Origin of the sequence: Corynebacterium kozikiae (assembly GCF_024580965.1) — a bacterium.
Lineage (GTDB): Bacteria > Actinomycetota > Actinomycetes > Mycobacteriales > Mycobacteriaceae > Corynebacterium > Corynebacterium kozikiae.
The window spans coordinates 1-20,814 of record NZ_JANIKJ010000026.1 but is presented as its reverse complement, the minus strand read 5'-3'; the positions used below and the strand labels follow the sequence as shown (position 1 = coordinate 20,814).

16 protein-coding genes and 1 tRNA gene are annotated in these 20,814 nt (G+C 60.7%); 11 read left to right on the top strand and 6 right to left on the bottom strand.

The features are described from left to right. The first annotated feature begins 363 nt into the window (after positions 1–363). Genes NQ018_RS10595 through NQ018_RS10585 form a run of 3 tightly spaced genes read left to right on the top strand, consistent with a single transcriptional unit; the run spans position 364 to position 4,116 of the window. Positions 364–924 carry a PadR family transcriptional regulator gene (locus NQ018_RS10595; RefSeq protein ID WP_257060889.1) on the top strand — a complete coding sequence of 187 codons (561 nt, stop codon included), beginning with the start codon at positions 364–366 and terminating at the stop codon, positions 922–924. Positions 925–933: 9 nt separating this feature from the next. Further along, positions 934–1,608: an ABC transporter ATP-binding protein gene (locus tag NQ018_RS10590; RefSeq protein ID WP_257060888.1), complete on the top strand. Its 675-nt coding sequence runs from the start codon at positions 934–936 to the stop codon at positions 1,606–1,608. 12 nt (positions 1,609–1,620) lie between these two features. Beyond that, on the top strand, positions 1,621–4,116 hold the full coding sequence (locus NQ018_RS10585; protein ID WP_257060886.1) for an ABC transporter permease: 2,496 nt from the start codon (positions 1,621–1,623) through the stop codon (positions 4,114–4,116). Here NQ018_RS10585 and pcrA read toward each other — a convergent pair. Then, the gene (gene pcrA / locus NQ018_RS10580; RefSeq protein ID WP_257060885.1) at positions 4,079–6,574 is read right to left on the bottom strand and encodes a DNA helicase PcrA; all 2,496 of its coding nucleotides are present in this window, start codon (positions 6,572–6,574) and stop codon (positions 4,079–4,081) included. The genes NQ018_RS10585 and pcrA overlap by 38 nt on opposite strands. 69 nt (positions 6,575–6,643) lie before the next feature. On the opposite strand from pcrA, the gene NQ018_RS10575 reads away from it, so the two are divergent. Both NQ018_RS10575 and pgi read left to right on the top strand, forming a co-directional pair. Further along, positions 6,644–6,967: a chorismate mutase gene (locus NQ018_RS10575; RefSeq protein ID WP_257060884.1), complete on the top strand. Its 324-nt coding sequence runs from the start codon at positions 6,644–6,646 to the stop codon at positions 6,965–6,967. Positions 6,968–7,241: 274 nt separating this feature from the next. Next, positions 7,242–8,879: a glucose-6-phosphate isomerase gene (pgi, locus tag NQ018_RS10570; protein WP_257060882.1), complete on the top strand. Its 1,638-nt coding sequence runs from the start codon at positions 7,242–7,244 to the stop codon at positions 8,877–8,879. A 68-nt stretch (positions 8,880–8,947) separates the two neighbouring features. On the opposite strand, the gene NQ018_RS10565 is transcribed toward pgi, so the two are convergent. Genes NQ018_RS10565 through NQ018_RS10555 form a run of 3 tightly spaced genes read right to left on the bottom strand, consistent with a single transcriptional unit; the run spans position 8,948 to position 15,267 of the window. Next, positions 8,948–9,361: a YccF domain-containing protein gene (locus NQ018_RS10565; RefSeq protein ID WP_257060880.1), complete on the bottom strand. Its 414-nt coding sequence runs from the start codon at positions 9,359–9,361 to the stop codon at positions 8,948–8,950. Positions 9,362–9,396: 35 nt separating this feature from the next. Next, complete coding sequence (locus tag NQ018_RS10560; RefSeq protein ID WP_257060879.1) at positions 9,397–10,209, bottom strand: DNA-formamidopyrimidine glycosylase family protein; 813 nt, start codon at positions 10,207–10,209, stop codon at positions 9,397–9,399. Positions 10,210–10,212: 3 nt separating this feature from the next. After that, complete coding sequence (locus tag NQ018_RS10555) at positions 10,213–15,267, bottom strand: Lhr family ATP-dependent helicase (RefSeq protein WP_257060878.1); 5,055 nt, start codon at positions 15,265–15,267, stop codon at positions 10,213–10,215. 35 nt (positions 15,268–15,302) lie between these two features. Between NQ018_RS10555 and NQ018_RS10550 the strand changes: the two genes are divergently transcribed. From NQ018_RS10550 to NQ018_RS10535, 4 genes are all read left to right on the top strand, one after another. Then, complete coding sequence (locus NQ018_RS10550; protein WP_257039193.1) at positions 15,303–16,061, top strand: 3'(2'),5'-bisphosphate nucleotidase CysQ; 759 nt, start codon at positions 15,303–15,305, stop codon at positions 16,059–16,061. Between the two features lie 291 nt (positions 16,062–16,352). Next, positions 16,353–17,180 carry a thymidylate synthase gene (locus tag NQ018_RS10545; protein ID WP_257060877.1) on the top strand — a complete coding sequence of 276 codons (828 nt, stop codon included), beginning with the start codon at positions 16,353–16,355 and terminating at the stop codon, positions 17,178–17,180. Further along, positions 17,181–17,678 carry a dihydrofolate reductase gene (locus NQ018_RS10540; protein WP_257060876.1) on the top strand — a complete coding sequence of 166 codons (498 nt, stop codon included), beginning with the start codon at positions 17,181–17,183 and terminating at the stop codon, positions 17,676–17,678. A 1-nt stretch (position 17,679) separates the two neighbouring features. Beyond that, positions 17,680–17,925, top strand: coding sequence for a mycoredoxin (locus NQ018_RS10535; protein ID WP_257060875.1), 246 nt, complete (start codon positions 17,680–17,682; stop codon positions 17,923–17,925). A 33-nt stretch (positions 17,926–17,958) separates the two neighbouring features. Here the strand turns inward: NQ018_RS10535 and cobF are convergent, their stop codons facing one another. Both cobF and NQ018_RS10525 read right to left on the bottom strand, forming a co-directional pair. Further along, a complete protein-coding gene (gene cobF, locus NQ018_RS10530; protein WP_257060873.1) occupies positions 17,959–18,720 on the bottom strand; it encodes a precorrin-6A synthase (deacetylating) in 762 nt (253 codons plus the stop codon). 348 nt (positions 18,721–19,068) lie between these two features. After that, a complete protein-coding gene (locus tag NQ018_RS10525) occupies positions 19,069–19,341 on the bottom strand; it encodes a cg0963 family protein (RefSeq protein ID WP_257060871.1) in 273 nt (90 codons plus the stop codon). A gap of 331 nt (positions 19,342–19,672) precedes the next feature. On the opposite strand from NQ018_RS10525, the gene NQ018_RS10520 reads away from it, so the two are divergent. Further along, positions 19,673–19,745 (top strand) — tRNA-Arg (locus NQ018_RS10520). Positions 19,746–20,463: 718 nt separating this feature from the next. Beyond that, positions 20,464–20,700, top strand: a complete 237-nt coding sequence (locus tag NQ018_RS10515) for an ATP-binding protein (protein WP_257060869.1) — start codon at positions 20,464–20,466, stop codon at positions 20,698–20,700. Positions 20,701–20,814 lie beyond the last annotated feature (114 nt).

The following is a 20,814-nucleotide window of genomic DNA, read 5'->3' as shown; positions in this document are numbered from 1 at the left end:
GGTTTGGGGGTTGGTTTGGGGGCTGGCTTGGGGCTGTGCCTGATTACGTTGGTCGATAGGCCCGTAGGTCGATAGCTAAAAGTCGATAGGACCCAATTTTCCCCAAAATCCGGCGTCCTATCGACCAACGCGGCGTCCTATCGACTTTAAGCTATCTACCAACACCCAAAACGCCCCGAAACACCCAGACTGCACGCAATCCACCCCCCGCACCCCCGCAATCCGCGTATTTCCGCAAACCCCTTGACGCTCCCCGATCCAAACACTAAAGTCCCACTTACCCGGTAACTACTTACCCAGTAAGTATCTATCTACCACCTGCTTCACCGGAAAGTCCCATACACCCAACCAAAGGAGGTGCTCATGGCAATCAAACACGCGCTACTTGCGCTGCTCTCTCAGGGCAACAACACCGCAGCAAGTTTGCAGACGGCGTTCGATGAAGCCACGGGCAGCGTCTGGCCACTGAACATCGGGCAAGTTGCCCAGACACTCACCCGCCTGGAACGCGACCAACTCATTGAGCAATCAGAATCCCCACACACCAGTGGACGCGCCGCAAAGGTATACACGCTCACCGAATCCGGCCAATCCGAACTCGATCAGTGGTGGACCTCAGCACACAAACGCTCGGAAAATGACCGGGATGAGCTTGTCACCAAGGTGGCCGTGGCACTCGCCGTGGGGCTCACTCCAAAGAGCCTGCTCAAGACCTTCGATACGCAACGGCAATCCACAATTGCAGAGCTCGGCGCGCTGAACCGGGCAGCACAAGCACTCCCCGAGGCCCATCTCCCAGAACGCCTCGCCCTCGAGCGCAAGATCTTTGAGCTTGAAGCTGAGGTCCGTTGGCTGGAACGCGCAGAGTCGCTCATCAAGAACCAGCCAAACAACTCCGGCCCAACCCAATCCCCACGGACTTAGGAGCACACCGTGTCTACTCTTCCTCTTGAATTTCGCGATGTCACCTGCACCTTTGGCCCTGAGGCAAACAGGGTGCATGCTCTACGCAACGTCAGTTTCTCGCTGAATCCCGGCGAGCTCGTTGCGGTGATGGGTCCCTCTGGCTCCGGTAAGTCGACGCTGCTCAATATCGCCGGCCTGCTGCTGCAACCCACCAGCGGCGAGGTGCTTATTGATGGCGTGGAAACCTCCCAGATGAGCCAGAAAAAAACAGCTGAGCTGCGCCGCGACCATCTCGGCGTGGTATTCCAACGCTACAACCTCATGAGCACCTTCACGGTTGGGGAAAACGTTGCGCTCCCCTTGGAGCTCGGCGGCCAAAAGCTCAAAGAAATGCGCGGTGAGATCCAGCGCGCACTCGCCGAAGTCGGCCTGGAGGACATCATTGACCGTTTCCCGGAAGAAATCTCGGGCGGCCAGGCGCAGCGAGTTGCAATTGCCCGTGCGCTCATCGGCAGCCGCGGCATCATCTTGGCCGACGAACCCACCGGCGCCCTCGACACCGCCACCAGCGATGACGTGATGCGCATCCTGCGCGGGCGAATCGACGCCGGGGCGGCAGGCATCTTGGTCACACACGAAGCTCGCTTTGCAGGGTGGGCTGACCGGGTGATCTACCTGCGTGACGGACAGATCGCAGACTAGAAGGGACAAAACATGCTTCGTGTTTCAATGCGCCCTGCGCTCAGAGATCGCCATTGGGTGCTACTGCTCGCCATCGTGCTGATCGCGATCCCCACCGCGCTCGCCTCCTATTTCTCCATGGAGTCCCACTCGCGGGAGCGCTTCAGCCAAACGACCAATCGCGAGAATGTGTTGGTGTACCAGGGTGGTACGTGCACCCAGGGCATCACTGGATGGTCAAACCACTGCACCGGCGTGGAAGACAACCCGGCGCTTCCCGAGCCGATGCTCACCGCACCCGAGGAGCTCACCACCGGGCTGCACGCCATTTCCCAGGGCACAGTGTTGTTGAGCAATAACGGCACAGCGGTGGAAGGATGGGTCACGGCAATCGACCCAGCAATCTCACTGTTTGGGGAGAACACCCCGGAGGTCGGCGAGGTTGTGCTCTCCCAGCGGGATGCGCAGCGTCTTGGCGTGAGCGTCGGGTCCCAGGTGGAGGCTACCCTCGCCACAGAAGATGGTGAGCAAAGCACTACCTTGACCGTCTCCAACGTCGGACCGGGTTGGGATACCACGGTGGTCTCCCCCACCTTGCCCATCGGCCAAGCCACCAACGCCGTCACTGAGTACATCTTGGTGCAGGATACGCCCATGACCTGGCAACAGGTGTTGGACTACAACGCCCAAGGTTTTGTGGTCCGCAGCCAGTCTGTCATGCAGAACCCTCCTCCAATCGAAGAGGTTCCAGCGGAGTTCCAAGACGAATACCGATTTTATGTACTCGACAACCCGAGGCTCGAGGGATGGTTGTTCACCTTCTTGGGTCTCAGCGCTTACACCGCGATAGGAACGATCCTCCTGCTGCTTATTGCGCCGGTATTTGCGGTGATCTCCACGAGGAAGACCAGGGAATACGCACTCATGCGTTCCCAGGGTGCCACCACTGGCGCAGTCAAGGTTGCAGTCACCACCTACGGGCTCATCGCCGGCGTGTTGGGCGCTGCTTTGGGCACCCTCGCGGGCATCGGCTTCTTTGTTGTGTCGTGGAAGCAGCAATTCCCCACCTGGCCCATTACCTTCCCAATCGGTTGGCTGCTCGCGTTCTTCGGTATTGCGGTACTTGGTAGCGTCGTTTCCGCTTTCCTGCCAGCAATCTTTGCCTCGCGCGCGAACATTGTGGGCAGCATGGAGGGCGCGCAGGCGGATAGGTTGCTGCGCTGGCGGCCTTGGATGCTGATCGGCCCGGTAGCGCTGGCGATCCTGGCGATAATTTGCGCTGTGTACACCCGCTTCACCTCCAACTATGACAACCTTCTATTCACCGAGGAAGGCCCCGAAAGCACATGGAAAATCCTCATCGTGGGCGTGCTGTACTTCACCGTGGTGGGGGCCATTATTCCGGCTGTTGCGCTCTCGATCCCAGCGGCCGTGTACGGGTTGGGGCTGATCTCCCGTCCGCTCGGCGCACGCATTGGGGCGCGGTTGCTGCGGCGACAATGGCTCAAGTCCGTCCCGGTTGCCGCGGGTATCGCGGCGCTGACTTTCGCCGGGCTGTGGATGAGCAGCACCGGAAGCTACACCACTCAAGCGGAGCAGCAAACCTTCGAGGGCTCCTTCTCGGTCGAGCTTCAAGATTCCGCCCTCCGTCAGTTCGCCACCAGCACTGACACCGCTGGCACCTCCTTGCCTGCGCTCAGCCAATCCCTCCAGTTCACACTGGCAAATCCTGGGGATTACTACGAAGCTCGTGACTTCAGCGCGCAAGCCACTCTCGGCGTGCAGGCAATCGAGGGCAACAGCGAGTCCTTGGCGTTGTTCAAGCTTGACGACGCGCGCAGGGCCGAAGCACTCAAGGCGCTGGGCGAGGGCAAAATTCTGGTCTCGAGCGCAGCCGATGTGGGTGACACCGCAGTGTTCCGCTTGGATGACTTCAGCTCAGAAGAAGGTGCGCGGGCCTTTGAAGCGCCAGTCGCCGCCGTGTTGCCGCCATACTTCACGGGCATGCTTGTGCCAATGCAGGCAGCCCAGGAGTACAACATCCCAATGGATGCGCAGGCCATTGTGACCACATCCCCGTCTGAAAGCGGGCTGGTAGTGGCACACATTGAGGAACAACCAGACCGCACACCGCAAATGCGGGTGGCCCTGATGGTCTCTGCGCTTTGCTTGGTGATCTTGGCTGGGTTGAGCGTGTTGGATTCCCGCGCGGCCAAGAGGCAGCAGGCGCAACTTGCTGCTATTGGTGCTTATCCGTCAACCTTGGCAAGCATTGGCGCCTGGCAGCTTGGGCTGTTGGCGTGGGTTGGCTCGTGGATTGGCTTGGGTTCTGGCGTGCTGATGAAGCTGGCAACCTCCACGCCTACCACCTACGATGACCTCGGCCGGGTGCTGGCCTTCAGCACGCACGGCCTAGACGCCAACGTATTCCTTGGCATGCTGGTGGTTGGTGTGCTGATGCCTCTGCTCGCAGCAGGCGTGGGCTACCTGCTTACAGCTTTTCCAAAGGCAGACCTCCAATCAGCATAAGGCGGACTTTGCCGGCTGAGCCGAAGTCGATCATCACCGTGGCTCGAGCGCCTTCTCCGGAGGCCTCGATCACGGTGCCCAGCCCATATTTTTCATGAACCACACGATCTCCAACCACCAGGTGGAGGTCGTTGTTCTTTTTCGGCGCCGTGGGGATCGCGCGCTTGCGCGGACTTCGTGAGGTTTGCGGGGACCGCTGCCCCCACGGCTGCTCGCCACCCCAACTGCCGGAGGCCGGGGCGTTCCACGCATCGTCCCAGCCGGATGAGGTTGGTTCCTCCCTGCGCCAGTCGATCAGTTCCTCCGGGATTTCCGCCAGGAACCTCGATGGTGGGTTGGTCACCGCGTTGCCCCAAGAACTGCGCAGCATGGCCCTGGATACATACAGCACGCGCCGTGCGCGGGTGATCCCCACATATGCGAGGCGACGTTCCTCCGCCAGCTCCTTGGGATCGCCAAGTGCGCGCATGTGCGGAAATTGGCCGTCTTCCCAACCAGTTAAGAACACCACGGGGAACTCTAGGCCTTTGGCGGTGTGCAGTGTCATGAGGGTGACCACCCCTTGGTCGTCATCAGGGATCTGGTCCGCATCCGCAACCAGGGAAACCCGCTCCAAGAATGCCTGCACGCTACCGGGTTCCGGCTGCGTAGGGTCCACCGGCTCCTCGTCCGTATCAGGATCTAGGCCCATCTGATTGGCCACTTCTGAGGTGAATTCACGCGCCACTGAGACTAGTTCGTGGAGGTTGTCCAGCCGAGCCCCGTCTTGGGGATCGTTGCTTGCTTCCAGTTCTGCGCTGTAGCCGGTGGCATCAAGAATGTTGTTGAGCGTGCCGCCGATATCTGGCAGGCCCGTTGCAGGATCCGTTTCGGGTACGCGCAGGCCATCCATGAGTTCCAGGAACCCCGCGATCGCCTTTTGCCCGCGTGCCCCCAGCAGCCCGATGTTGCCCTGGGCCGCGTCGTGAAGCGCCTCAGTGAAGCTGATCCCTAGGGAATCGGCGTGGACCTGAACGGTAGCAAGTGCTTTGTCACCGATGCCGCGGCGTGGGGTGTTGATGATGCGGCGTAGTGAGACTTCGTCGCTGGGGTTGTCGATGAGGCGCAGGTAGGCGATGATGTCTCGGATTTCCTTGCGCTCGTAGAAGCGGGTGCCGCCGACCACGCGGTATGGGATGCCGGTGCGGATGAAGACGTCTTCCACCGCGCGCGAGGAGCTGTTGGTGCGGTACATCACCGCGATGTCCTGGTAGCCCACGCCTTGATCGCTGAGCGCATCAATTTCCGTGGCAATGAACCGGGCTTCGTCGTGCTCGTTGTCCGCCACGTAGCCGACGATGCGTTCGCCGTCGCCCGCATCTGTCCACAGCTTTTTCTCCCGGCGGTTCTCATTGCGCGCAATCACGGCGTTGGCGGCAGACAAGATGGTTTGGGTGGAGCGATAGTTCTGCTCCAGCAGGATGGTCTCCGCCTCCGGGTAGTCACGCTCGAACTCCTCGATGTTGCGGATGGTGGCACCGCGGAAAGCGTAAATGGACTGGTCCGAATCACCCACCACACACAGCTCACTTGCTCCTTCACCCGTACCCACGAGCTCCTTGATGAGCACATATTGGGCGTGGTTGGTGTCTTGGTACTCGTCGATCAACACGTGGCGGAAGCGACGGCGATAGTACTCCGTGACCTGCGGGTGCTGCTGGAAGATACGAACGGTCTCACCGATGAGGTCATCAAAATCCACCGCGTTGGCTAGGCGCAGGCGCCGCTGGTACTCCACAAACACCTGCGCGATCACCCGCTCAAAGGGGTTGCGAGTGTTTTCTGCCTCCTCGAGTGCCTGCTCGGGGCCGATGAGCTCGTTTTTCAGGTTGGACACTCCGGTGGCAAGCAGCCTTGGGGTGAACTTCTTGATGTCAAGCTGCATGTCCTTGGAAATCATGGCGAACAGCCGCTTGGAATCGTCGGAATCATAAATCGTGAAGTTCGTGTTCAACCCAGCCACCAACGCAGCCTGTTCGCGCAGGATCCGCACGCATGTGGAGTGGAATGTAGACACCCACATCCTCTGCGCCTGCGGGCCAACGAGCTGCCCCACGCGCTCCCGCATCTCCGCTGCGGCTTTATTGGTAAAGGTAATGGCCAATATTTGGCCGGGGTGCACCCCGCGGGCACGCATCAAATACGCGATGCGCCTAGTGAGCACGGCGGTTTTACCGCTGCCTGCGCCAGCCACGATCAGCAGCGGCGAACCAATGTGTTCCACCGCTTGAAGTTGCTGAGGATTGAGGCCCTCTACAAGGTCAGCCACTGGTGCGAAGCCTTGCTGGTGCACTGCGCCCGCCTGCTGCCCCGCACCTCCAAGCGGCTGTTCAGCACGCGGCTCGTTCCGCGAAGCAAATGGATTCTGGGGGGAACTCTGGCGTGTGGTGCTTGGGGAGAATGGGTTGTTCGTATTCATCACATCCAAACCTACAACGTAGCCCCGACACGGGGGATTTCCCTTGGGTTTCGTGGCAGAATACATGCCATGACTTCCTCCGACGAACACTTTGAGATTCGCATGCCAAGCGGCACCGATGATCCTCTCTCTGACGCTGAGATCCAGCGTTACCGCGAGGAAATCAACCGCTTGGACCGCCAAATCTTGGATGCTGTGAAGCGCCGCGCTGAAATCTCCCAGGCCATCGGCCGCACCCGCATGGGTTCTGGTGGCACCCGGCTGGTGCACACGCGTGAGGTGGCCATCATTAATCAGTTCCGGGAAGAAATCGGCGAGGAAGGCCCCAACCTCGCGGGCATCCTGCTGCGCATGGGTCGCGGCAGGCTCGGCCACAGCAAAAACGAGGCCTAAAAGGGCAATTTTCGACGTCCCCCAGCGCCGCACCCAGCAGCAGCACAGTGGGATGCGGCGCGGGGATCAGGACGGCTTGAGGCTTGGGCCGCGCCTGAAAACGTAATACTTCCCACTGAATGCGGGATTAGTAGCGCCCTAAGCGGCAGCACAGCCCGCGAGCTACTACCGTGGAATGAGTTGCAGTTTTGAGGCGCGCATGTACGCCCACACTATTGCCCATGAATTGAACTGATCACCGAATATCTCATTAACGCATTGGAGAACGTGAACCATGGCTTCTGATACCACCGCCATCACCGCCACCCCCGCATGGTCTAAGCTCGCCGAGCTTTCCCGTAAGGAATTCAACCTGCGCGAGCTGTTTGCCGCAGATGCACAGCGCGCCCAGGATTTGAGCTTCGATGCCGCAGGCCTGCGGGTTGACCTCTCCAAAAACCTCATTGACGCCGACGTCCTTGCAGCCCTCTTGGAGCTGGCTGAAGAAGCCAAGGTGAAGGAAAAGACCGCGGCTATGTTTGGCGGCGAGCACCTGAACAACACCGAGGACCGCGCGGTGCTCCACACTGCGCTGCGCCTCCCCGTTGAGCAAGACCTCACCGTGGATGGCCAGGACGTTGCCGCTGACGTGCACGAGGTGCTGGGCCGCATGCGTGACTTTGCCACCGCCCTGCGCTCCGGCGCATGGTTGGGTGCGACCGGCCACACCATCAAGACCGTCGTGAACATTGGCATCGGTGGCTCTGACCTGGGCCCAGCGATGGCAACCAAAGCGCTGCGCACCTACGCGACCGCCGGCATCACCGCTAAGTTTGTGTCCAACGTTGATCCGGCGGACATCGTGGCGGTACTCGATGAGTGCGACCCCGCCTCCACCCTCTTTGTGGTTGCCTCCAAGACCTTCACCACCCAGGAGACTTTGGCAAACGCCCATGCTGCTAAGCGTTGGCTCGTGGAGAAGCTCGGTGAGCAGGCTGTACCAAAGCACTTTGTGGCTGTATCCACCAACGCGGAAAAGGTTGCCGAGTTCGGCATTGACACCAAGAACATGTTTGGGTTCTGGGAGTGGGTTGGTGGCCGCTACTCTGTGGACTCCGCGATCGGCCTCTCCCTGATGGCAGTGATCGGCCCAATGGACTTCATGCGCTTCCTCGAAGGCTTCCATGCCATGGATGAGCACTTCCGCACAGCCGATTTTTCCCAGAACGTGCCAGTGCTGATGGCGCTGTTGGGCGTGTGGTACAACAACTTCCACGATGCGCAAACTCACGCGGTGCTCCCCTACTCCGAGGACCTTGGGCGTTTCCCCGCCTATCTGCAGCAGCTCACCATGGAGTCCAACGGCAAGTCGGTGCGCCGCGACGGCACCGCTGTCACCGCCTCCACCGGTGAAATTTACTGGGGCGAGCCTGGCACCAACGGCCAGCACGCGTTCTACCAGCTCATTCACCAGGGCACCAAGCTGATTCCAGCAGACTTCATTGGGTTTGCCCGCCCCAAGCAGGATGTGCCCACCGCCACCGGCGAAGGTTCCATGCATGACCTGCTGATGAGCAACTTCTTTGCCCAGACCAAGGTGCTGGCCTTTGGCAAGACCGCTGAGGAAATCGCCGCTGAGGGCGTGCCGGCTGAGCTCGTGGCCCACAAGGTTATGCCGGGCAACCGCCCCACCACCACGATCCTGGCTCCCGAGCTCACCCCAGCGGTGCTCGGCGCCCTGATTGCCCTTTACGAGCACATCACCTTTGTGCAGGGCGTGATCTGGGACATCAACTCCTTCGACCAGTGGGGCGTTGAGCTGGGCAAGCAGCAAGCCAACGACCTCGCCCCAGCAGTGGCGGGCGAGGAGGATGCAAACTCCGGTGACTCCTCCACCGACGAGCTCATCCGCTGGTACCGCGCCAACCGCTAGCTCCTCAGGGCGCGTCGTGTCACGTTTCCCGACGCGCCCACGGCCTCATTCCCCACGGTTACAGGGGGCTAAAAGGTCACCATGGGCCGGTAACCGAATGGCACGGCGTTGCTTGGCACGATGGTCTTGCCAAAGGGGAAGCAGGTCACCGGGATCATCTTGAGGTTGGCGATGGCCAGGGGGATGCCAATGATGGTCACGGCCTGCGCAATGGCGGTGCTCACGTGCCCGAGCGCCAGCCAGAGACCAGCCACCACGAACCAAATCACGTTACTGACCGAGTTCAACGAACTGGCTTGGCTCACTGGTTGCACCACGGTGCGCCCGAAGGGCCACAGGGCGTAGCTGGCCATGCGGAAGCTTGCCACACCCGCGGGGATTGTGACCACGAAAATACATGCGAGCACACCGAAGAACACATACCCCAGCGCCAACCAAATGCCGCCGGTGATCAACCAAATGATGTTCAGGATTGTTTTCATGGCTCCCATTGTGGCGCATGCCTAGGACACACGCCTTAGGGACGGAGAAGTGGCTGGCAATGGGGGCACCACCAGATGATGCGCTCGAGCTCCTGAGTGGGATCGTCCACCAGCGTGGACTTCAAAATAAGCGTGCCGCAGCGCCTGCAGGGCTTGTTGTTTCTCCCAAATACATAGGTGGATTCCCCGGCGCGGCGCACGCCGGTGGTCACTCGGATTGGTGAGTAGCGGTTTTCCCACATCAGCCTGCGGGTGACTGCGAGCACTTGGTCCAGGTCCACGGCGGCCACCGGCGTTGCGGGGTGAATGCCGCAGACAAAGCAGATTTCCGCGCGGTATTCATTGCCTACTCCGGCGAGCATGGTTTGGTCGAGCAGTGCCAAGCCAATGGCTCGGGTGCGGTTGGTGAGGATTCTTTGTTTGGCCTCGGCCTCGCCGCGGTCTGGCCAGTGCTCGTCCAGGACGTCTGGGCCTAGGTGGGCAATGGGCTCGGGATAAGTGTCTGTGGGAAACACTCTGGCAAAGCCGAGTTCGTGGCCCACTACCTCGATTGGACCGGCTGGATCGTCCAACACCAGCACTACCCTTGCGGTATGGCCTGGCTTCTTCCAGCGCTGGCCTTTGCGGTGGACGGCCCAAGTGCCCTCCATTTTCAAGTGGGTGTGCAAGGTGAGGTCCTCAAAGGCCATGAACAGGTGTTTGCCATAAGGCCAAACCCTGCTCACTTGGCGCGGTTCAAAATGCACGTTGGCGTAGCGCGGCACCCGCATGCTGCTTTGCAGCACCTTACGGCCCTGCATGAACTGCATACGGTGGGAGAGTTGAAAAATGGAATCGCCTTCCGGCATTGCTCACCTCCTGCGGTATCCGCCGGACCGGAATCCGCCTGTTCGTGGTTCTGGTGTGCCATCTTGGGGCAGGTACTCCAGTGCGTCCGCCAGGCTAGGCCCATTTTTTCTGCCCTGAACCCCAAAAGAGTCTGTGCCGCTGTGGGCGCTGGGGGCGTCGGCACTGCTGTGTTGCGCGGTGGGGATTCGTACTCCGCGTGGGGTGATGCTCGCTCCGGCTTGACGCAGGGCGCTCAGCAGGGGTGATTGGAGCGCGGGGGTGGCGTTGATGGTTTCAATGGTGAGATTGCGTTGGGGGTGTTGGCCGAGTGCCCACACGATGAGCGGGAGGTGCAGGTTGAGGGTTTGGGTATCCTGTTCCTCGGCGATGAGCGTGAGCGTTTTGCCGCCGCGGGAGAGGTGGGCGAGCGGGAGGCCGTCAGCTAAGACCACCACTGCCCCGGCTGCCCTGGAGACGCGGTGTTCGCCGGGCCACGGCAGCGCCGCGCCGTAGGGGTTGGCGGGGTCGCAGGCCGCGAGCAGGTACACGTCTGGTTCTTCGGAGCCGCTGGGCCAGGTGGTGGGATCTGGCGAATCGTCCATGCCGCGGAGGCGATCAATTACCGCGGGGGTGGAAAACTGCGCGGCGCCCAGGCCTTCCACCACGTAGCCCCGCAACGCCTTGCCGGATTCCTCAAACCCACTGAGCACCTTGTATGCCAGGGCGAACCCGCCTAGTACGTCTTCAGCCTGCACCGATCCGCGGGTGACCACGCCGTAGCGGTCCAGCCACGCCTCGCCGTGTGCTACGGAGCGGGAGGTGGCGTTGGTATCCGGGGCAACGCTAAGGCTCCACCTACCCACCAATTCCGGTGCGTGCGCCGCTGTGCTCCGTTGTGCGCCAGCGCCTGCGCCGGGGGAACCGGAACCGACACCGCCTCCGGCAACGGCGGCGTTGGTAAAGCTCGTGCGCCCCATCCTGAGGCGGGAGCGCTGCGGAGTGCGCTTTGCACGGTGCGCCGCCGAGCCGCCGCGGGAGCGAGCCAGGCGGGCGCGGATGCCAGCGAAGCCGTCCGGGCTGAGCACACCGGCCTCAAACAGCCCCCACATGGCTTCACTGATCTGGTCCAAGCTCGCCTGCCCGGCAACCAGGCCGAGGTCCTCACCCGTGACGTGGGCAAAAATGTCCTGCGCACGGAACCCTCCACCGCGTGAAAGAAACTCCACGATTTGTTGTTGAATGTGGCTGTAGCCGCTCCGGGATGCCCGGGATGTCCGGGATGTTTGGGGTGCTTGAGTGGCACTGGAGCCATCGTCCGGCTCATCTAGCTCAACGCTTGCCGCATCGGGCTCGTCCGGCAGCGGCAACAATTGCGCCGCGTAGTCCACCGGGAGCAGGCGCACCCAGGGGTCATTGGCCCCGGCTTGGCCAGCACCCACAACGAGCACTTCGCCGCTGTTCAGCAGCTCATCAAGCCAGGCTGGCTGGTAGCCGCGAACCCTAGAAGGCAACACCATGGACTCCCAGGCGCTCGCAGGCAAGCGAACCCCTGCGAGCTGCTCAATCACGGCCAGCACCCCATCAACTCCGTGGAGCTGCGGCGCCTGGCCCACGGGGGCAACCTGCTGCCATGCGGGCAGGAATCGGGCGAACGCGCTTTGGCTCACCGGTTGCGTTTGCGCCCGCGCCAGGGCCAAAGACCTGCTACGTAAGGTAGCGAGCACTTCCTTGGCCACGTACTCCTGGCCGTCAATCCCCTGGCGAAAGCGGCCCTCAATTACCACTTGGTCCTGCACCAGTTGCATGAGCGCCTGGTGCGCAACCGATGCAGGCAGACCGAACGCCTCCTGCAATTGCGCCAACTGGAATGGGCCACGGGTGCGCGCCCATCTGCGCACCAACTGCTCCAGCGCATCGGTTATTGGTTCCACCGGTGCCGGAACACCTGCTGGCACGGGCACCCCGAGCGCATCGCGCAACAGGGGGGCGTCGTGAATGCCTGCCAAATGTTCCACGCCCGCGATCCGCACCTGCATGACGCGACTGCTCACTGTTGCCAGCGCGGCCTCGTCGAGCGCAAAGGTGCAGCGCTGTTGCGCGGTTTCAAGCGGTATGGGGCCGAGGATGCGCAGCGCGTCCACGAGCTGCTCCGGGGTCTTGGCGCGCCGGCTTTCCGCTGTGCGTTGGAGTTGCTCGTGGACCTCAGTGATCACCTCTTGGTCCAACAGTTCCCGGAGCTCCACCGCACCCAACAGTTTGGCCAACAGCGTTGGGTCCAGCGCCAGCGCCGCAGCGCGCTTTTCCGCAAGCGGGGAATCGCCCTCGTACATGAACGCGCCGGTGTAGTTGAACAGGATTGAGGAGGCAAACGCACTCGGGTTTTGGGTGGTCACCTCCGCGATCTGGATCTTGCGCAGGCGCAGGTTACTCTGCACCTCTACCAACGCGGGGAGGTCGTAGACGTCGTGGAGGCATTCCCGAACCGTCTCCAAAATGATGGGAAAGCTCGGGTACTGCCTGGCCACGTCCAGCAACTGTGCGGCACGCTGACGCTGCTGCCACAGCGGAGCGCGCTTACCTGGGTTTCGCCGCGGCAACAGCAACGCTCGCGCCGCGCACTCCCGGAACCGAGATGCAAACAACGCCGAATTGCCCACTTGGGCTGCAACGATCTCTTCCACCTCATCGGGGTCTAGCAGGAACAGCTCCGCGCTTGGTTGGGTGTCCGCATCGGGCAGGCGCAGCACGATGCCGTCGTCACTGCTCACCGGCTGGGCATCCATCCCGGTTTCCTGCGCAATCTTTGCCCCCACCGCCAAAGCCCACGCGGCGTTCACACCGCGGCCAAACGGCGCATGCAACACTACGCGCCAGTCCCCCAGTTCATCACGGAACCGTTCCAACAGCAGCGTCTGCTCATCCGGAACCAGCCCGGTATCTTCCTTCTGCTGTTCCAGGAATCGCAGCAAATTGTTCTGCGCGTTCTCATCCAACCCCAGCTCCGCGCGCTGAACGGTGCTGGGATCGGCGTGCACAGCGCGTCGGAAGGCTCCCAGAGCCAAGCCCAATTCATATGGTCGCCCGAGCTGATCGCCCGTCCAAAACGGCAGCCTGCCCGTGAGCCCCGGCGCGGGAGTGACCAGCACCTGATCGCGGGTGATCTCCTCAATGCGCCAGCTCGAGGCCCCCAAAGTAAACACGTCCCCCACCCTGGACTCGTAGACCATCTCCTCATCCAGCTCCCCCACCCGGCGCGCGCCCTGCTCACCACCTACGAGGAACACTCCGAACATGCCGCGGTCAGGAATGGTGCCGCCGCTGGTCACCGCCACCCGCTGCGCACCGGGGCGGGCAGAGAGCATGCCTGTGATGCGGTCGAAAATGATCCGGGGGCGCAGCTCCGCGAAGTCGGTGGAGGGGTAGATGCCGGAGGCGAGGTCGATCACCGCATCGAACACCGCGCGGTCCAGATCCTGGTACGGGTAGGCGCGTGTGACCAGCGCAAACCACTCATCAATGTGGAGATCTTCCATGGCCACCGCCGCAATAGTGTGCTGGGTGAGCACATCCAGGGCATTTTTGGACACGGAGAGTTCCTCAATGAGGCCTTCACGCATCCGGGCCACCGTCACCGCCGTTTGTACGAGGTCCTGGCGGTGCTTCGGGTACATCGAGCCGTGGGAGACCGCACCCACCACGTGTCCGGCACGGCCCACGCGCTGCAAGCCACTGGCTACCGACAGCGGCGATTCCACCTGAATCACAAGGTCAACCGCGCCCATATCAATTCCCAATTCCAAGGAACTGGTAGACACCACGGCGCGCAGCGAGCCCTCCTTGAGCATGGTTTCAATCTGTGCTCGCTCATCTTTAGACACCGAACCGTGGTGCGCGCGGGCGATCAGCGGGTCAGTGAGACCGGCCACGTCACCCGGGCTCATCACCTGCGCCGGTGGGCGGCGCTGCGGCGCCGCAAGCGCATCAGGGGCGTGCTCCACGGCATACAGCTCATTGATTTGACTGGTGAGCTTTTCTGCAGTGCGCCTTGAGTTCACAAACACCAAGGTGGAGCGGCTCGCCATGATCTCCTGGTACACCTCACGGGCAATGTGGGGCCAGATGGATCCGTTGGAAGGGTCTGGGGCGGAGGTTGGCTCAATAGCGGGCGCTGCGGTGGGCGCTGGATCGAACAGGGGGTCACCCGTGGGCAGCGCCGTGGTGATCCCCAGGGAATCCTCCACCGTGATTTCCCCGATGGTGGAACCTGGCTCGGCTGTGGGCAGATCGCTCATGTCCTCCACTGGGACGTGGACGTTGAGCTCCCAGAGCTTTTCCGCTGGAGGATTGATGATCTCTACCGGGCGGTCCCCGCCCAAGAACTTTGCCACCAGGTCCAAGGGGCGCACCGTGGCTGAAAGGCCCACTCTCTGAACAGGCTTGCCCACCAGGTGTTCCAGACGCTCCAAGGTGAGCGCCAGGTGTACCCCGCGTTTCGTGCCGGCGATCGCGTGGATTTCATCAATGATCACCGTCTCCACGTTCCTGAGGATGCCCGCGGCCTTGGAAGTGAGCATGAGGTATGCGGATTCCGGGGTGGTAATCAAGATATCCGGTGGGCGACGCAGTTGGCGGTTACGCTCCGCCGCGGGCGTATCACCCGAGCGCACACCAACAGAGATGTTGCTGGGCTCAAGCCCGAGGCGTAACGCCACGTTGTTGATACCAGCCAAAGGGGCGCGGAGGTTGCGTTCCACGTCCACGCCGAGGGCTTTCAGCGGTGAAATATAAAGTACTTTTACGCCCGATTGAGTGGTTTTGGCAGCGGGTTCATGTGCGATTTCGGGCAAAACCAACGTGGTTTGTCCCACTTGTTGCGTGAGGCCATTGAGCGCCCACAAGAATGCTGCCAGGGTTTTACCCGAGCCGGTTGGCGCTACCACTAGAGCATTCTCACCTGCAGAAATAGCTTCCCAGGCCTGGTGTTGAACCGCCGTGGGGGCCGCGAAAACCTCCGAAAACCACGTGGAAACCTGCGGCTGAAAGCGGGTGAGAATGCTCTCGTTGGCTGTGCTGGACATGTCCTTATTCAACCAAACAACTAGACTGAGCAACTATGACTGCTCATTTTGACGATGCAACGCTGACCCACCGCCTGGCTCAGGGCACGGGCGAAATCCTCAAAGGCGTGCGCAATGTGGGTGTGCTTCGCGGCCGCGAGCTGGGCGACGCCGGCGACGACCTTGCACAGAACTGGATCGCACGCGTGCTGGAGCAACACCGCCCTGATGACGGCTTCCTCTCCGAAGAAGCCGCAGACAACCCAGAGCGCTTGGGTAAGGACCGCGTGTGGATTATCGACCCCCTGGATGGCACCAAGGAGTTTGCCACCGGGCGCCAAGACTGGGCAGTCCACATTGCACTCGTTGAACAGGGTATTCCCACCCATGCGGCCGTCGGCCTGCCTGACTTGGGCGTGGTGTTCCACTCCTCGGACGCCCGCGCCGTGACCGGTCCATTCTCCGGCAAGATTGCGCTTTCCCACAACCGCCCACCAGAGGTGGCGCTGCACATCGCGGAGAAGTTGGGATTTGAAACCCAAACCATGGGTTCGGCGGGTGCAAAGGCAATGCACGTGCTGCTCGGCGACTACGACGCATACATCCACGCCGGTGGCCAATACGAATGGGACTCCGCCGCACCAGTGGGCGTATGCAAGGCAGCAGGGCTGCACTGCTCCCGCCTGGACGGCAGCGAGCTGCGCTACAACAACAAGGACACCTACCTGCCAGACATCCTCATTTGCCGCCCCGAGCTGGCAGAGGAAATCCTTTCCCTCATCGCGGCCTTCCGTGAGGAGCACGGCTCCTACTAAGCCACTGCCACTGCCACTGCCGCTCCCCTCACCCAAGCTGCAACGCCGCGCCCGCGCGCTGGCCCTACCCCGAGCTGGGCGCTGGCGGCGTCGGTACACGAAACTCCCCCGTGCCTAGAGCGCGGGGGTTGCTGGGGCCTCTGTGGAATGGTCTTTGTGGAATGTTCGCGGCGGGCTTAGTGTTGGCACTAATGTTGAAAACGCCGCTGTTGAACGCACCGCCTGGACAGCCAGTAGTGGTGCGGTGAGCTCGGCGCGCACCCATGTAGATAAATGAAAAGGCCACCCCGCATGCCCCACACCACTGAGCGTTCCGGCGCAGGAATTGCAACTCCATATGAGGACCTCCTGCGCAAGATTCTTGCTGAAGGCAGCCACAAGGATGACCGCACCGGCACCGGCACCACCAGCCTGTTTGGTGCGCAGATGCGCTTTGATCTGGCCGAGGCCTTCCCACTGATCACCACTAAAAAGGTGCATATGAAGTCCATCATCGGGGAGCTGCTGTGGTTTTTGAGGGGCGAATCCAACATTGCCTACCTGCATGAAAACGGCGTGACCATCTGGGATGAATGGGCCGATGAGCAGGGAGAACTCGGCCCCGTGTACGGGGTGCAGTGGCGCAGTTGGCCTACCCCGGACGGCCAGCACATAGACCAGATTTCTGGCGCGCTGGACATGCTGAAAAACAATCCGGATTCACGCCGCAACATCGTGTCCGCGTGGAACGTGGCGGAGCTGCACAACATGGCGCTGCCGCCGTGCCACCTGCTCTTCCAGCTCTACGTGGCCGACGGCAAACTGAGCTGCCAGCTTTATCAGCGCAGCGCTGACATGTTCCTCGGGGTGCCATTTAACATCGCAAGCTACTCGCTGCTCACCCACATGCTCGCGCAGCAGGCGGGCCTGGAGGTTGGCGAGTTCATCTGGACCGGCGGCGACTGCCACATCTATGACAACCACCGCGAACAGGTGGAGCTGCAACTCTCCCGCGAGCCACGCCCCTACCCCCAGTTGAAGCTGCGCAAGGCTGACTCTCTGTTTGAGTACACCTTTGAGGACGTGGAGATTGTGGGATACGACCCCCACCCAACTATCCGCGCCGAGGTGGCCGTCTAAATGCTGCGCGCAATCTGGGCCCAGAGCATTGACGGCATCATCGGCGACGGCAACGACATGCCCTGGCACCTCCCCGAAGACCTCACCCATTTCAAGGACCTCACCATGGGTTCCACGGTCATCATGGGCCGCGCCACCTGGGAATCCATCCCCGAACGCTTCCGCCCCCTCCCGGGCCGCGAAAACTGGGTGGTGACCAGCAAAACTCCAGGTCAGTGGCTTGAAGGCGCACGCGCGATCGCACTCACCGACATCAGCCGCACCACCGACGCCTGGATCATCGGCGGCGGCAAACTCTACGCCGCTACCCTGCCGCTCGTTGCTAAGGTGGAGCGCACGCTTATCGACGCCCCCTACGCCGCACAACTCGGCGATCAAGCGGTGCTTGCGCCCACACTCGACGCAGGGTTTGTGCTCAGCAAGGATTCTGGGTGGCAGGTGGCCAGCAGCGGGCTGCGCTACCGTTTTGAAACTTGGGTAAGGAATGGAGAAGCTTGAAATGAGCAATATGACCGTGTTTTACGCCGACTGGTGCCCATTTTGCCGCAACCTGCTGCGTGGCCTGCGCGGCGCAAACATCCCCTTTGAGCTGGTGGATGTAGACCGGGATGCCGAAGCCAGTGAATGGGTGAAGTCCGTCAACGGCGGCAACCGCGTAGTCCCCACCGTGCGCTACGCAGACAACACCACCGCCACCAACCCCTCCCTGGCCCAGGTGCAGGAAAAGCTGGCGCAGCTTTCCTAGGCTTTCCTAGGCGGTGCCTGAGCGAATTTTGGGCTAGTCCAGCTCGCGGAGCAGGTAGGTATCCATAATCCAACCGTGCTCTTCGCGGAGTTTCGCCTTGAGCTCAGCTACTTCTTCCCCGATCTCCTGGACATACCCGGCGCGAAGCACCTCATCTTTTGTGCCCAGGTACGCACCCCACCACATATAGGTGTGCTCAGTGGCAACCTCGAGCCAAGTGGAGCCACCATCGAGCATGACCACGCAGTTGCGTCGGTCTGCTGCCGAAGTCTGCGGGAGCTTGCGGCCAGTAGTGACGTGGATGGACTCCCCGATCCGATTCAACAGGATGCCGTGTGCGGCGGTGAGCACCTGTAAAGCGGTGACTCCGGGGATGACCTCAATCTTTGCTTCGAGGTTTTCCTGCTTCTTCATGTGCTCAATGATGCGCAGGGTGGAATCGTAGAGGGAGGGGTCGCCCCACACTAGGAACGCCACGGCGCCATCCTCAGTGGTGTGACGATACACCGCCTCAGCGAGAAGGCGGGCGCGCTCAATGTGCCACTTTTTCACTTCCGCCTCATAGGCCTTTTCATCGCCGGGGTTCCGGTTGCGCTGAGGATCAGCAACCGCGATGATCGGGGTGCCAGGGGCGTGAGTGACCACCATCTTTTCGCGCAGCGCCAACAGGTCCGACTTGCTTTCGCCCTTATCGAGAGCCAAGACTACGTCTGCCCTAGACAGACCCTCGATCGCTTGGAGGGTGAGGAAGTCTGGGTTACCGGCGCCAATGCCAATAACGAGGATTGTGCGCATGAGGGCACCCCTTTTTTTTGGTTGTTCGCTCGTGTTCCTTGAGGACTGTTTTTGTATTTATTAATACCGAACGGTGTTTGTGGCAGATATGGTGTTGTGTTGGATTTTTGGTGACAAATGGAAAACCAGACTCATCTTGCCGCGAATTTGCTACAAGGAGTCTGGTTCCCACCTTAGCCGCCAATTACATCCATGGCATCAAGGTTTGAATGTAATTTCCGCCAAAAGATTGAACTCGCCGTTGCGGGGTGCTCGCCGCTGGGCTTTGGTTTGTGGTCGGAGGCCGGAGGCCGAAGGGCGAGGGCCGGAGGCAGGCGGCAGGGATTGCTCGGTTAAGTTCTACCTGGATTAGTCGTCGTCGCCAATCAGCTCAGCACGGTCTGTCTCAGACAGCAGGGTGTTCACGTTGGAGTAATCGATGGAGAACTGCTGGTGCATGTAGCGGTCACATGCGGCAGAAAGCTGCTTGGCATCAAACTTGTTCAAGGTGAGCACGCGAGTGCGGGTGCCGTCCTCTGCCAAAGCATCGAGCGCCAGTACTGGAGTGCCGTTTTCTTCAACGACCTCAGCAACAATGGCGCGACGATCAACATCATTAAAGATTGGGTGGATTTCAGCCATGATTCTTCGAGCTCCTTTGCAAAAATTATGACTTCTCCAGTCTAGGCTTCTCTGGCCGCTTCGGCTCGAATTTGTCTAAAAAGCTCGTCACACTCCCCCAATAGGTGCTAACAAGTGGGATCTGGTGAGGTGTCGGGATGGTGCCGTCGGTACTTATTCTTGGGGGTTGGCGGCGGCGCTTGGTGGTAGAGCTTGCTTTTGGTGTCGTGTTGATGCTGAGGAAGCGGCAGAATTGGTGCGCTTGGCGTTGTCCGGTAACCTTGAACAGGCACACAATCCAACGCGGTTGGCGCCCAGCTTGTGAGCTGGCCGATTGCAGATTGGTGCTGCTGCCCTAGTAGCTCAGTGGATAGAGCACGGCTCTCCTAAAGCCGGTGTCGGAGGTTCGATTCCTCTCTGGGGCGCTGACTAAATTCGAGGGTTTCAGGAAACGGTTTGAGATTGTTCAGGAAACCTTGGTGTGATCTGTTACAACATCTATTCCAGTTCCTGTTCCACCCTCCGTTACAGAAAAAGCCCTGTTCATTTACGCGAGCAGGGCTTTTGCTCTACCCCGGGGACATACCCGGATATGCTGATTGCACGGACCGTCTATCTGCTGTCCGTGTAATCGGGTTCTGTCTCTGTAGTTTTTGACCGTTTTCTATGCCGCGAGCGGTGGTGCTCCAGGTCTACGCTTCGGGCTCCAGTCCGGCTGCTCTACAGGAACCACATCAGAGTCAGGACGGGTCCGCCGACCACCGTCGGGTGGGGTCGGGGTCGGGTCCGGGCTCTTGATAGGTGTGTTCGCCTCCACGCGGTCGAGGTAGGAACTGATCTTGGCTAGATTAGAGGCGATCACGCCCAGGGCCGACATCGCCCAGTGAGCAGCGAAGCCACGCACCAGGCGACGGGTCCGGTTTCCGATACCAGCAGACAGATTCTTGATGTTGCTGTTCGAGCCCTCGCACACGTTTCGGAGGGTGCCATAGAGGTGAGCCCATCCTTCACGACTTATGAATAGTCAACGTCTCTACGTTTTTTCTCGGTTTTTCCTTGCTCATTCAACACGAACATCGCAGATCAGCGAGTTTTAAAAAAAATAAAAAAGATAAAAAACAATACAAAAGGTAGGATGGGGACATGCCAAACAAAAACCCATTCAAAGCAAGCTCCGGAACCACCCCACCGCTTCTTGTCGGCAGGGACGACTATATTGAGGACTTCACATACGCGCTGGACAACGGTCCGGGGACACATGAGCGAACTACCCTCATTACGGGTACACGAGGAATTGGAAAGACCGTATTACTCAATCATTTTGGAGACAAAGCGCGGGAGCGGGGGTGGTTCCTGTTCGAGGAAACTGAATCGGCCTGAGTTTTTCGGAGACTACAGGTAAAAGCCTTACTGGGCTTTTCGGGTGGTGTTGAATTCCTCGTAGTCCTGCTCGTATTCGATCGGGGGAACGTCACCGATCGACGAGTGCAGACG